The organism is Streptomyces thermolilacinus SPC6, from assembly GCF_000478605.2.
GTDB lineage: Bacteria > Actinomycetota > Actinomycetes > Streptomycetales > Streptomycetaceae > Streptomyces > Streptomyces thermolilacinus.
In genome coordinates, this window is the sequence record NZ_ASHX02000001.1 from 1,303,112 (window position 1) to 1,316,112 (window position 13,001).

Annotated in this window: 10 protein-coding genes; 7 read left to right on the top strand and 3 right to left on the bottom strand. The window is 71.4% G+C overall.

Annotated features, from left to right (window positions below; all coding sequences use genetic code 11):
* Window positions 1-91 precede the first annotated feature (91 nt).
* From J116_RS05360 to sbnB, 3 genes are all read right to left on the bottom strand, one after another.
* Window positions 92-2,326, bottom strand: a complete 2,235-nt coding sequence (locus J116_RS05360; protein ID WP_023586062.1) for an MMPL family transporter — start codon at window positions 2,324-2,326, stop codon at window positions 92-94.
* A 222-nt stretch (window positions 2,327-2,548) separates the two neighbouring features.
* Window positions 2,549-3,526 (bottom strand): 2,3-diaminopropionate biosynthesis protein SbnA, encoded by a 978-nt coding sequence (gene sbnA / locus J116_RS05365; protein ID WP_028963711.1) that lies wholly within the window; start codon window positions 3,524-3,526, stop codon window positions 2,549-2,551.
* 16 nt (window positions 3,527-3,542) lie between these two features.
* A complete protein-coding gene (gene sbnB, locus J116_RS05370; protein ID WP_023586064.1) occupies window positions 3,543-4,604 on the bottom strand; it encodes a 2,3-diaminopropionate biosynthesis protein SbnB in 1,062 nt (353 codons plus the stop codon).
* 316 nt (window positions 4,605-4,920) lie between these two features.
* Between sbnB and J116_RS05375 the strand changes: the two genes are divergently transcribed.
* The 7 genes from J116_RS05375 to J116_RS05405 all read left to right on the top strand — a co-directional run bounded on the left by J116_RS05375 (window position 4,921) and on the right by J116_RS05405 (window position 12,694).
* Window positions 4,921-6,471: a tryptophan halogenase family protein gene (locus J116_RS05375; protein WP_023586065.1), complete on the top strand. Its 1,551-nt coding sequence runs from the start codon at window positions 4,921-4,923 to the stop codon at window positions 6,469-6,471.
* A gap of 456 nt (window positions 6,472-6,927) precedes the next feature.
* Window positions 6,928-7,467 carry a flavin reductase family protein gene (locus J116_RS05380; RefSeq protein WP_023586066.1) on the top strand — a complete coding sequence of 180 codons (540 nt, stop codon included), beginning with the start codon at window positions 6,928-6,930 and terminating at the stop codon, window positions 7,465-7,467.
* Between the two features lie 146 nt (window positions 7,468-7,613).
* Window positions 7,614-7,943 (top strand): ArsR/SmtB family transcription factor, encoded by a 330-nt coding sequence (locus J116_RS05385; protein ID WP_023586067.1) that lies wholly within the window; start codon window positions 7,614-7,616, stop codon window positions 7,941-7,943.
* Entirely contained in the window at window positions 7,940-8,173 is a 234-nt protein-coding gene (locus J116_RS05390) for a hypothetical protein (protein WP_023586068.1), read from the top strand. Before J116_RS05385 ends, J116_RS05390 begins: the two co-directional genes overlap by 4 nt.
* 398 nt (window positions 8,174-8,571) lie before the next feature.
* Entirely contained in the window at window positions 8,572-9,306 is a 735-nt protein-coding gene (locus J116_RS05395; protein ID WP_161492107.1) for a sensor domain-containing protein, read from the top strand.
* Window positions 9,303-10,127: an ABC transporter ATP-binding protein gene (locus J116_RS05400; protein WP_023586070.1), complete on the top strand. Its 825-nt coding sequence runs from the start codon at window positions 9,303-9,305 to the stop codon at window positions 10,125-10,127. The genes J116_RS05395 and J116_RS05400 overlap by 4 nt, the downstream gene beginning before the upstream one ends.
* Window positions 10,124-12,694, top strand: coding sequence for an FtsX-like permease family protein (locus J116_RS05405; RefSeq protein ID WP_023586071.1), 2,571 nt, complete (start codon window positions 10,124-10,126; stop codon window positions 12,692-12,694). The genes J116_RS05400 and J116_RS05405 overlap by 4 nt, the downstream gene beginning before the upstream one ends.
* The last annotated feature ends 307 nt before the right edge of the window (window positions 12,695-13,001 follow it).

Below are 13,001 nucleotides of genomic sequence, written 5' to 3' on the forward strand. Positions count from 1 at the left end.
GGCGTTCGCGCACCGGAATGGTATGGGGCCAAGAGGAACGGGCGCCGAACCGGCGGGGGATCCGGTCCGGCGCCCGTCCTCGGACCGGCGGCTAGCGGAGGCGAGCCGCCGGGGCGGTCGTGGTGGCCGGCCGGCCACCACTGGTTCCGGATGCGGCGGCGGCCTGCGCGCGCCGCGTCTTCTTCGAGGGCCACCAGCTGGCGTCACCCAGCAGGATCAGGGCCGAGGGCAGGATCATGACCCGGATGATGAAGGCGTCCAGCACGACGGCGACCGCGAGGCTGAAGCCGATCTGCTTCATCTCGGCGAGGTGCAGGAACATGAAGCTGCCGAACACGGTGACCATGACGACGGCCGCGCTGGTCACGACCTTGGCCGACTTCTCGATGCCCTCCATGACCGCCTGACGGGTCGGCATCCCGTTCATCGCCGCCTCCTTGATGCGGCTGACGACGAAGACCTGGTAGTCCATCGACAGGCCGAAGAGGATCACGAAGAGGAACAGCGGCACCCGCGAGCCGATGGCGCTCGTGGCGCTCTCGTCGAACCCGAAGACGGTCGAGGCCAGGCCCCACTGGAAGAAGACGACCACCAGGCCGAAGGCCGCGCCGACCGACAGCAGGTTGAGCAGGACGCCCACCAGGCCGATGACCACCGAGCCGAAGACCACCACGGTCATCAGGAAGGTCAGCAGCAGCAGGAACCCGACGACGACCGGCAGCTTGTCGTCCTGGTGCGCCAGGTAGTCGACATCGACCGCGACCGGCCCGTCCACGCCGTACTCGGCGCCCTGCACCTTGCCGAGCGTGGCCGGCAGGTAGTCCTGGCGCAGGTTCTCCAGGGAACCGGTCGCCTCGGGGGAGCTGAGGCGGTGCGGCACGGCCAGGGTCATCACGCTGACCCGCCCGTCCTCGGACGTCTGCACGGCCGGCGGGTTCTTGGAGAACATCGGGTCCGCCTTGGCCCGCTGGGCGAGCGCGTCCAGGGCCGTGGCGACCTCGGCCCGCCGGTCGCCGTCGGCGCGGACGACGACCCAGTGCTCCGAACGGCGGTCCGGGAAGGCGTCGTTGAGCTTGTCGTACGTCTGCATCTCCGGGATCTCCCGGGAGTGCGTGTCCTTGTTCAGCACGCGCAGCTCCATGCCGAGCGCGGGGAGCGCCATGCCCACCATGACCAGCGCGGACAGGACCAGGGTGGCCACCGGGCGCTTGCGTGCCGGGTTCAGCAGGGCGGTGAAGATCCGGCCGGTGCGCTCCGGATGGCGCTGGCGCAGCCGCTTGCCGCGTTCCGCGGCGCGGGCGGCGCGGCGGTCGGTGCGCCGCCCGATCTTGACCAGCAGGCCGGGCAGGACGGTCACCGAGCTCACCATCGCGACGAAGACGACGAGGATGGTCGCGGTGGCCAGCGAGGAGAAGATGATGTCGGTGGCCAGGAACAGGGTGGCGCTGGAGACGATCACCGCGAGGCCGGAGACGACGATGGCGCGTCCGGCGGTCGCCGCGGCGATGCCGACCAGGGCCTCCGGGCTGAGGCTGCCGGCCGCCTGCTCCCGCTCCTCGCGTTCACGCTTGAGGTAGAAGAGCGTGTAGTCGACGCCGACCGCCATGCCGATGAGCAGGATGACGTTCATGCCGACGCCCGCGTCGGGGATCAGGTGCGAGACCACCATGGACAGGCCGACCGCGGCGGCGATCGAGGAGACCGCCAGCAGCAGCGGGACGCCGACCATCACGAGCGAGCCGAACACGATCAGCAGGGTGAGCAGGGTGATCGGGAAGGTGATCATCTCGGTCTTGGCGAGGTCGTCGCCGCGCTGCTTGTTGAGGCCCTTGCTGACCGATGCGTCACCGGTCTCCTCGACGATCAGGTCGGGGTTGGCCTTCTGCACGGCGGTCGTCTGCTCGCGCAGCGGGTCGACGTGCTTCATCGCCTCGCGCTTGGGGCCCTTCATGGTCACTTCGACCATGAGCATCCGGCCGTTCTCGGAGAGGACCGGCTCGTCGACCTCCAGGACCTCGGGCAGCCCCTTCATCCGGCCGCCGAGGTCCTGGGCCGCCGCGCGGGCCTTCGCCTCGTCCAGCTCGCCGGACCTGGCACTGAACATGATCTGCTCGGTCGGCTTGCGCTCCAGGCCCGCCTCGGTCGCGATGGCCTCGGCGCGGCCGGACTCGCCCACCCGGTAGTCCTTGGCGACCGCGCTGTTGGTGCCGACCGAGATGCCCACGGCGAGGCACAGGAGCACGAACGCGAACCACGCGGCGATCGCACGCCCCGGGTTCAGGGCGCTCCAGCTCGCCACCCTCACGGTGATCGGCTGCTTCTTCACTGTCCCAGCTCCTTCAGGATCGTCATCACCGCCCAACGGGTGTAAGTCAACGATGACAGGTGATGGTGAGATGCGTCAACCGTAAGACCGGGAGGTGGCCGGATCGGCGCCCGTTCGGGCGCGGCCGCGCCCGGCGAAGCCCCGGTCGCCCGGCGGGCACAACGACACGGCTCCCGTCACCAGGGGGCGACGGGAGCCGTGCTGACCTGCGAGGAGAGGTCGTCAGCTGGACCGGAGCGCGTCCCGGTCCAGTGCGTGGGCGCCATAGATCTCACTGACCCAGTTGGTCTGGTACACCGAGTCCAGATACCGCTCCCCCAGGTCCGGCGAGATCGCCACCGCCGTGGTCCGCCCGTCCGGACGGTGCTCGGCCAGCCAGCCCGCGGCCCCCGCGACGACCGTCCCCGTGGAGCCGCCGAACAGGAAGCCGACCGTCGCCAGCCGGTGCGCGACCCGGATCGCCTCCACCTCCGGCACGTGCACCACGTCGTCCACGAACGACTCGTCGAGCAGTTGCGGTCGCACACCGGCCCCAAGGCCCGGGATCATCCGCAGCCCCGGCGGCCCGCCGAAGGTGACGGAGCCGACCGAGTCGACGGCCACCACCGTCACCGGGCGGCCGGACTCCTTGAAGTAGCGCGCGCAGCCCATCAGCGTGCCCGTCGTGCCCGCGCCGACGAACAGCACGTCGAGATCGGGGAAGTGCGTCGCGATGGAGGGGGCCGTCGTCCGGTAGTGGGCCAGCCAGTTGTGGGGATTGGCGTGCTGGTTCAGCCACAGGTGGCGGTCGTCGGACGCGCAGAGCTGGCGTACGTAGTCGAGTCTGGCCCCGAGGAACCCGGTCTCCGGATGGGGCTCGGTGATGATGTGCACCTGGGCGCCCATCGCCTCCATCAGCCGCCGGGTGACCAGGTTGCAGCGGGTGTCCGTGACGCACAGGAAGCGGTAGCCCTTGTCGGCCGCGATCATGCTCAGGGCGACACCGAGGTTCCCCGACGAGGACTCCACAATGACCGAGTTGCCGGTGAGCGCCCCTCTCCTCTCGGCGTCGGCGATCATCGACGCCGCCGCCTTCAGCTTGATGGAGCCGGCGAAGTTGAAGCCCTCGCACTTCAGGTAGACCGACGTGTCGAGGGTCGGCCGGAGGTCCACGTAGAGATCGTCCACATGGAAGTCCTCCGGCGCGGAGATCACGGTCACTGCGACCACCCCCGTCTCAGGTACGGCCGCCGGCCTCGCCGGCGCGCCCGTAGCGGTCGATCTCGTGGAAGAAGCCGTCGACGAAGTGCAGGTCCCCGGCGGCGTGGATCATGTCGTACACGTACTTGCCGACCGCGAGGTCCAGGACGCCGAGCCCGAACGGCGAGAAGACCACGGGCCGGTCGGCGGGCATCCGGACCTGTCCGGTCAGCACGTCGTACAGCGTCCCGTCGATGAAGTCCCGGTTGCCCGTGAGCTTTTCGGTCAGGTGCGGGGAGGTGTCCGCCTTCAGGCAGTGCTCGATGTCGTCGACCACGTTCGCCGAGGCGAGCAGCACCTCGGGCGCGAGGTCGCGCAGCGAGATGTTGAGGACGAGCGGGTTGTGCGCGAACCAGTCCGGGTCGGTGACGTGCGGGGCCGCGGCGATGGTCGCGAACACCACCAGGTCACTGGAGCGCACCAGGTCCTCGGCGCTCTCGTGCACGGTGATCCGGCCGCCCGCGCCGCTGCCCTCCAGGTACGAGCGGAAGCCCGCGGCGTGCTCGGCGGACAGGTCGTGCACGCCCACCTCGTCGAAGTCCCAGCCGGTCCGGGTCAGATACGTGTGGATGTGGCGGGCGATGAGCCCGGTCCCGACGAAGCCCACCCGGGCCGGGCGGGTGCGGTCGCGGGAGAGCCGGTCGGCCGCCAGCACCGCCGACGCCGCGGTGCGCGCCGCGCTGATGATGGAGCTCTCCAGACAGGCGAACGGGTAACCCGTGTCGTAGTCGTTCAGCACCAGCACCGCGGAGGCCCGGGGGACGCCCCGGCCCACGTTCTCCGGGAAGCTGGATATCCACTTCAGCCCCTCGACCCGCGTGCCGCCGCCGATCGACGCGGGAAGGGCGATGATGCGCGCGGAGGGGCGGTCGGGGAAGCGCAGGAAGTACGAGGGCGGGTTGACCGTGTCGCCCTCGCCGTGCACCCGGTACGCCGTCTCCACCAGGTCGACGGTGCCCTTCTCGCTGCCGGACAGCACACGGTCCACCTGGACGCCGGGAATCACGGCGAACGGCGGGACATGGACTTGCTGTGTCATGCACAACTCCATCGCAGTAGGCGGGCGACCCGTTGCCACCCCCGGGCGGAACGCCACTCAGCCGACGCCCGCCACCATTCGCGCGGCAATGTTGCCGTTTCCCGCTGACACAGTGCTGACGCCGCAACAACCGTCATGGCGGCCTGCGATTTTCAGCCAACGCTTAATGACCTGTCCCGCACTTCCCCGCCTGCCTAGGGTTATTCGTCAGTGGCGCCACCCCGAGGAATACACGGTCGGGCCGGTGCCATTGGCGACCGGAAGTCCGGCCTTTCTGGAACCGGCACTCGTGGAGCTACCCCGACAGGAGTAATCAGTGCTCAACAACGTAGTGATCGTGGGCGGCGGAACGGCAGGCTGGATGACGGCCTCCTACCTCAAAGCCGCGTTCGGTGACCGCATCGACATCACTCTCGTGGAATCCGGGCACATCGGCGCCGTCGGCGTCGGCGAGGCCACGTTCAGCGACATCCGCCACTTCTTCGAGTTCCTGGGGCTCAAGGAGAAGGACTGGATGCCGGCGTGCAACGCCACGTACAAGCTCGCCGTCCGGTTCGAGAACTGGCGCGAGAAGGGGCACTACTTCTACCACCCCTTCGAGCAGATGCGGTCGGTCAACGGCTTCCCGCTCACGGACTGGTGGCTCAAGCAGGGCCCGACGGACCGGTTCGACAAGGACTGCTTCGTGATGGCGTCCGTCATCGACGCCGGCCTCAGCCCGCGCCACCAGGACGGCACGCTGATCGACCAGCCCTTCGACGAGGGCGCGGACGAGATGCAGGGCCTGACGATGTCCGAGCACCAGGGCAAGACGCAGTTCCCCTACGCCTACCAGTTCGAGGCCGCGCTGCTCGCCAAGTACCTGACGAAGTACTCGGTCGAGCGCGGCGTCAAGCACATCGTGGACGACGTCCGCGAGGTCTCCCTGGACGACCGGGGCTGGATCACCGGGGTGCGCACGGGTGAGCACGGCGACCTCACCGGCGACCTGTTCATCGACTGCACCGGCTTCCGCGGGCTTTTGCTGAACCAGGCTCTCGAGGAGCCGTTCATCTCCTACCAGGACACCCTGCCCAATGACAGCGCGGTCGCGCTCCAGGTGCCGATGGACATGGAGCGCCGCGGCATTCTGCCGTGCACGACGGCGACCGCCCAGGACGCCGGCTGGATCTGGACGATTCCGCTGACGGGCCGCGTCGGCACCGGATACGTGTACGCCAAGGACTACCTCTCCCCGGAAGAGGCCGAGCGCACTCTGCGGGAATTCGTCGGCCCGGCCGCCGCCGACGTCGAGGCCAATCACATCCGTATGCGCATCGGCCGCAGCCGGAATTCCTGGGTCAAGAACTGCGTGGCCATCGGCCTGTCCAGCGGATTCGTCGAGCCGCTGGAGTCGACCGGGATCTTCTTCATCCACCACGCCATCGAGCAGCTGGTGAAGAACTTCCCGGCCGCGGACTGGAATTCCATGCACCGCGATCTGTACAACAGCGCGGTCTCCCACGTCATGGACGGCGTACGGGAGTTCCTGGTGCTGCACTACGTGGCCGCCAAGCGGAACGACACGCAGTACTGGCGTGACACCAAGACCCGGAAGATCCCCGATTCCCTCGCCGAGCGCATCGAGAAGTGGAAGGTGCAGCTCCCGGACTCGGAGACGGTCTACCCGTACTACCACGGGCTGCCGCCGTACTCGTACATGTGCATCCTCCTCGGGATGGGCGGCATCGAGCTCAAGCCGTCGCCCGCGCTGGCCCTGGCCGACGGCGGCGCCGCGCAGCGGGAGTTCGAGCAGATCCGGAACAAGACGCAGCGGCTGACCGAGGTGCTGCCCAAGGCGTACGACTACTTCACGCAGCTGCGCTGACCGTCGCCGCGGAGTTCACGGCGGGCCTGCGGCCGGGCCCGCCGTCTACTTCGCGTCCGGCAAGGTTTCCCGCGATGTAACTGCCGCCCGGCCCGGTCCCCGACGTCCTCACGCCCATGGGCCGGCCCGGGCCGGCGCGGTGCTGCTCCTCGCCGGCCTCGCCCACGAGCCGCAGGACGGGCGCCGACGCGTTCGGGTGGCCGCTGCTCGCGGCCGCGACCGGCCCAGGCGCGGGGTGTGGCGGCGGCCAGGGAGCACATGGGCCTGGCCGCCCCCGGTGCGGCCCCGGCCGGGCGGGCCGTCCGGCGGTGATGAACCCCCCGGCCCGGCGCGGTGTCCCGCGTGCCGTCGGCGTCGCGCGTGGGCCGTCCCGCCGACGCCCGTGTTCTTCGCGGTCACCGGCATCACGGTGCCGGCCGCGACAAGCTTCCCGTAGAGACAGAAGGCGGTACGCCGATGACCGACCCCGCGATACGGACCCCCGCCCCCACCGCCCCGCCGGTGTCCGCTCCGGCCACCCCCGACGGATTCCGCGCCATGATGAGCGGCTTCCCCACCGGTGTCTGCGTGGTGACCACCACCGACCACGAGGGTGCGCCGCGCGGGATGACCTGCTCCTCGGTGTGCAGCGTGTCGCTCGATCCGCCCACGCTGCTGGTCTGCCTCCGCGACGGCAGCCCGACCCTGGAGGCGATCATGAAGAGCGGCGTGTTCGCGGTCAACTTCCTGCACGAGGGCGCCCGGGAGGCCGCCGAGCTCTTCGCCTCGGGCAACCCGCACCGCTTCGACCTCCTCCCCTGGGAGCAGACCCCGGACATGGCGGGCCCCCATCTGTCCAGGGACGCGCACGCCGTCACGGACTGCGATGTCGTCCTGACCCGGAAGGTCGGAAGCCACGTCACCGTGTTCGGCACCGCGCGCCACATCGTCGAGCGGCACGGCCACCCACCCCTCCTCTACGGGATGCGGCAGTTCCGCTCCTGGTCCGCCATGTGACGTCCCGTCGCGCCCCAGGCCCGGTCCCCTTCGGGGGCCGGGCCTTCGCACTGTCCGGACAGGAGAAGGTCCGGCATGACGTTTGACAGCCCTCCAAGGCATATGTAAGTCTCGACTTACATGCTTCAAGCGAGAGGGCGTGGACCATGACAAGCGAGGAGCTGCTGGCCGTGCTCGCCGCCGTGGGCCACGCACAACGCCTCCGGGTCATCGCGGAGGTCGCCGGCGGACGGATGTACGTCAGCGAGCTGGCCCGCCGCCTGGGGATATCGCGACCGCTGCTGTACATGCACCTGGAGCGGCTGGAGAAGGCCGGTCTCGTGGTCGGCAGCCTGGAGTTGTCGAAGAGCGGCAAGGCGCTGAAGTACTTCGAACTGGCGCCGTTCGACCTGCATGTGAACGCCAGGACGATAGCCGCGGCCGTGGCGGCGGACGCGGAAGGCACAGTCAGTGACGTGAAGGGAACTCCCACATGACCGGCGCCGTCATCACGATCGCCATCATCCTGATCATCGCCGGTGGCAGCACCCTCGGTGTGGTCGCCTACTTCCGGCTCCAGCGGCACCGCGCCGACGCCGTCGCCATGGCCTCCTACCGCAAGCTCGCCGAGGAGGCGAGCGCCGGACACGAGGCCCTCCACCGGCAGTTGGGCGCGCTCGACGACCGCCTCAAGTCGATCGAGACCCTGCTCCGGAGTGTGGGATGACACCGCCCGAAGCCCCGCCGCCCGGCGCCGCCCCCGGATCGCCCGGGTCCCTGCCCGGCACCGCTCCGCAAGCCCGGCGGACCGCGCCGGCGGCGCCCGTCGGAACCGCCACCGGTACCGCGCCGGGGGCCCGGGTGACCGCCTCCGGCGACCCGTTCGTACACGCGCCGGGGGCACTCCCCGAGCCCGCCCCCGGCGGTCCCTGCGCCTCACCGGCGACCGGCCACCCGTCCGGAGGCTCCGCCCCCGACCCGGCCCACGGTCCCGACCCGGCCCGTGGTCCGGGCCCGCACCACGGCGGGGCCGCGTCCACGCGTTCGCGGCCTTCCCTCACGGCGGCCTTCAGGGCGTCGCTGCCGCCCGCGCGCCGGATGCCCCGGCAGGGGAACCCGCTGCGCATGCTGGTGTCCCCCGCCCCGTGGCGGGCGACCGGGTACCTCGCCGGGTACGTCGTGGCCGGCGGCGTGTTCTTCGCGGTGGCGACCGCCGCCGTCGTCGTGGGCATCGTCCTCAGCCAGCTCACCGTGACGCTGGCGCTCACCATCGGCTCCGTGTGGGTGGTCCGGTGCTGCGCCCAGGTCGAGCGCGGCCGCGCCGCACTGGTCGACGCGCCGATCCCGTACGCCTACCAGGAGGTCACGGAACCGGGGCTCGTCGGACATCTGAAGGCCCGCTGCACCGATCCCGTCTTCTACCGCGACTGCTGCTACCTCATCCTGCTCCACCCGTTCCTGCTGCTCCTCGACGCGCTCACGCTGCTGGTCTGGCTGCCCCTGCTCGCCGGGGTCTGCCTGCCCCTGTGGTTCTGGGCCGTCGAGTCCCGGCAGGCGGACGGCGGTTTCGCGGAGGGGGTGCGGCTCGGCCGCTCGGACGGCACGGGGCCCGGGATCTGGATCGACACCTGGCCCGCCGCGCTGACCGCGTCGGCCGTCTTCCTGGTCCTGGCCGCGTACGCCTCGTACGCCGTGGTGGCGGCCGCCCGGCTCCACCTGGCCGTCGCCCACACGCTGCTCCGCCCCCCGCCGGACCCGCTCGCCGAGGCCAAGCGGGTGCTCGCCGCGCCCGGCCCGCTGCACCTCACCCCAGCACGCCCGGTCGCCGGGCCCGCCGCAGACGAAGGACACCGCACATGAACGGGACACCGAGCCCGCACGGCTACGCAGGACACGACGGCTACGAGGTCGTCAAGCTCGACTCCGTACGCAAGGTCTACGGCGGCTCCAAGAACCAGGTGGCGGCCCTCGACGGCGTGACCATCGGCTTACCGCGCGGCAGCTTCACGGCGGTCATGGGCCCCTCCGGTTCCGGCAAGAGCACCTTCCTCCACTGCGCGGCCGGGCTGGACCGGCCCACGTCCGGGACCGTCCTCCTCGACGGCGTGGACCTCTCCCCGCTGGGCGAGAAGGACCTGACCAAGCTCCGCCGGGAGCGCATCGGCTTCATCTTCCAGGCGTTCAACCTGCTCCCCGCGCTGAACGTCGTCGACAACGTCACCCTGCCGCTGCGCCTCGCGGGCCGCCGGGCCAAGCGGGCCGAGATCGACGAGGTCATCGACCGCGTCGGCCTGTCGGACCGGCGGGGCAACCGCCCCGGTGAACTCTCCGGCGGCCAGCAGCAGCGCGTCGCCATCGCGCGGGCGCTGATCACCAAGCCCGCCGTGGTCTTCGCCGACGAGCCGACCGGCGCCCTGGACACCTACACCGCCCGCGAGGTGCTCACGCTGCTGCGCGAGGCCGTCCAGTGGTCGGGGCAGACCATCGTGATGGTCACCCACGACCCGGTGGCCGCCGCGCACGCGGACCGCGTCCTGTTCCTGGCCGACGGACGGATCGTCAGCTCCCTGGACCGGGCGACCGCCGACCAGGTCGCCGAGCGGATGACCCACCTCGGGGCCTGGGGCAACGGACACCCCGCGGCCCCCGGCGCCTCCCACGGCCGGGGAGCAAGCCGATGATCACGCTGGCGCTCAAGACCCTGCGGTTCCACAAGGGCGGCCTCATCGCGACGTTCATCGCGCTGTTCTTCGGCGCCGCGATCGTCGTGGGATGCGGCGGACTCTTCGAGACGGGCCTGCACAAAGCCGCCCCGCCCGAGCGCCTCGCCGCCGCACAGCTCGTCGTCACCGGCGACCAGCGCTTCCCCGGCACCCGGCGCGACCTCTTTCCCGAGCGCGTCCGCGTCGACACCGCGCTGATGGAGCGCATCGAGGCGGTGCCGGGCGTGACCGGCGCCGTCGCGGACGTCTCGTTCCCGGCCGCCGTACTGGACGACAAGCAGGGCGGCGTCCGGCTGACCGGCCACGGCTGGTCGTCCACCAGGCTGGCCGCGTACCGCGTCGAGCAGGGCAAGGCGCCGTCGTCGGCGGGCGAGATCGCCCTGGACGCACGGTTCGCCGGGCAGAACGGCGTACGCGTCGGCCATGACCTGCGCCTGGCGCTGCGCGGCACGCCCGGCACCTACCGCGTCACCGCGCTGGTCTCGGGCCCGGCCTCCGTCGACCCGGCGACGGTGTTCCTCACCGACGCCGAGGCGGCCGAGGCCACCGGCCGGCCGGGCAGGGCGGACACCATCGGCGTGTTCACCGCCCCGGGCACGGCCATCGGCCCGGTCGAGCAGGCCATCGGCAAGGTCGTGGGCGACGGGCCGACGCGGGTGCTGTCCGGGGACGAGCGCGGCTGGGCGGAGAACCCGGACGTCATCGCCGAGGGCGGCAAACTCGTCACCCTGGCATCCGTGTTCGGCGGGCTGTCCGCCGCGGTCACCGTCTTCGTCGTCTCCAGCACGGTCAGCCTGTCGCTGAACCAGCGGCAGCGGGAGTCCGCGCTGCTGCGGGCGATCGGCGCCACCCCCGCCCAGCTGCGGCGGATGGTGCTGGGCGAGACCCTGTTCGTCGCCGTGTTCGCCACCGCGCTCGCGTGCTTCCCCGGCCCGGTGATCGGCCGGTTGCTGCTGCACGCATTCGCCAGTGCCGGAGTCGTCCCCGAGACGATCGCCTTCCGCGCGGGCCTCATCCCCATGGCCGTCGGCGTCGCCACCGCGCTGCTCACCGCGCTCGGCGCGGCGTTCCTCGGCGCACGGGCCGCGACCCGTACCCGGCCGACGGAGGCGCTGGCCGAAGCCTCCCTCCAGCAGCGCTGGTTCAGCGCGCCCCGGCTGGTCTTCGCGCTGCTCTTCCTCGGTGGCGGCACCGCGCTCGCCCTGGTCACCGCGAACATCGCCGGCCCGTCGGCGGGCAGCACGGCGATCCCGGCGGCGATGCTGTGGACGGCCGGTTTCGGCCTGCTCGGCCCGGGCCTCGCCAAGGTGATCACCGCGGCGCTGCGCGGGCCGCTGCGCGCGGTCACGGGCCTCCCGGGCTGGCTCGCCTCGCACAACGCCAAGGCCCGTACGAGCCGGTTCGCGGGCGCGGTGATGCCCGTCATGCTCGCCAGCGGCCTGGCCATGGCGCTGATCTACCTCCAGACCACCCAGTCCAGCGGCGCGGAGCGGGCCTTCAAGGAGAACCTGCGGGCCGACCTGGTCGTCACCTCCGTCAGCGGCGGCCTGCCGCTGGAGCTGGTCGAGACCGTCGCCCGCCAGCCCGGTGTCGAAGCCGCGTCCGCGCAGGTCTCCACCATCGGCTACATCGACCCGCCCGCTCCGAGGAAACCGGCGCCCGGCAGCGAGGAGGAGGGCGACGAGCCCGACGAGCCGGAGCCCATCGAGGTGCCGATGCTGGGCGTCACCCCGGCCGGCCTGGACCGGACCACCGCGTTCCGCGCCTCCGGCGGCAGCCTGGCGGAGCTGACCGGCGACACCGTCGCCCTGCCGACGGCGTTCGCGAAGGAGTCCGGGCACGCGCTCGGCGACAAGGTGCCGATGCGGCTGGGCGACGGCTCCCGTGCCGAACTGACGCTGGTGGCCACGCTCGACGGGCGACGCGGGTACGAGACCGCGCTGCTGCCCGCCGCCCTCCTGGTGCCGCACACCGACTCCGGCCTTCTGCCCCAGATCATGGTGAAGGCCGGACCGGGAACGGACCTGGGCGAGCTGGCCACGACGCTGTCCGGGCTTGCCGCCGACCACCCCGGCCTGCGGGTCGCGGACCGTGCGGCGCTGGCCGTCGTCCAGGCCGAGGCGGACGAGACGCAGACGTGGATGTCGTACCTGGTGCTGGGCATGGTCGTGGGGTACGCGACGATCGCCCTGGTGAACACCCAGGTCATCGCCACGACCGAACGGCGGCGGGAGTTCATGCTCCAGCGGCTGATCGGCTCCACGCGCCGCCAGGTGATGCAGATGATGACGGTCGAGGCGTTCCTGGTGGCCGTCGTCGGCATCGTGCTGGGCATGATGGTCGCGGCGCTCACGCTCGTACCGCTGAGCATCAGCGTGCTGGGCTCGCCGGTCCCGCACGGCTCCCCGTGGATCTTCGTCGCGGTGGCCGGAGCCGCGCTGGGCCTGACCCTCGCCACCACCCTGCTGTCGACGCGGCTGGTCCTGCGCGGCAAGCCCGGCGAGATGGCGGGCGTGCGCGAGTAGCGGACGCGGACGGGGAAGTGGCCCCGGTCCCGGCCCGGCAAGACCCGCCGGGACCGGGGCCGCCGCCGCCCGCGCGCCGTACCGGGGTCCTGGCGCAAAAGGCCAGGTGACCTGTGATTTTCGCCGGCAACTTAAGGGCATGGCCGGGCCATACCCGGCTTCCTAGACTCATGACCATTCCTGTTGGCCACGCCACCAGGCCAGTTGACGCACGACCAGAAGCCGAACACGTCCCATGGCGCCGCCGGGCTTCCGGCGGTGTCACTCCGTCGGGCAGACCAAGCGGCCTCGGACGAGGCGCGGCCGG

Excerpts from the sequence above, each read along its gene's own strand:
- sbnB (WP_023586064.1), bottom strand. The coding sequence starts at position 4,604 with ATGACACAGCAAGTCCATGTCCCGCCGTTCGCCGTGATTCCCGGCGTC.
- J116_RS05380 (WP_023586066.1), top strand. The coding sequence starts at position 6,928 with ATGACCGACCCCGCGATACGGACCCCCGCCCCCACCGCCCCGCCGGTG.
- J116_RS05385 (WP_023586067.1), top strand. The coding sequence starts at position 7,614 with ATGACAAGCGAGGAGCTGCTGGCCGTGCTCGCCGCCGTGGGCCACGCA.
- J116_RS05390 (WP_023586068.1), top strand. The coding sequence starts at position 7,940 with ATGACCGGCGCCGTCATCACGATCGCCATCATCCTGATCATCGCCGGT.
- J116_RS05395 (WP_161492107.1), top strand. The coding sequence starts at position 8,572 with ATGCTGGTGTCCCCCGCCCCGTGGCGGGCGACCGGGTACCTCGCCGGG.
- J116_RS05400 (WP_023586070.1), top strand. The coding sequence starts at position 9,303 with ATGAACGGGACACCGAGCCCGCACGGCTACGCAGGACACGACGGCTAC.
- J116_RS05405 (WP_023586071.1), top strand. The coding sequence starts at position 10,124 with ATGATCACGCTGGCGCTCAAGACCCTGCGGTTCCACAAGGGCGGCCTC.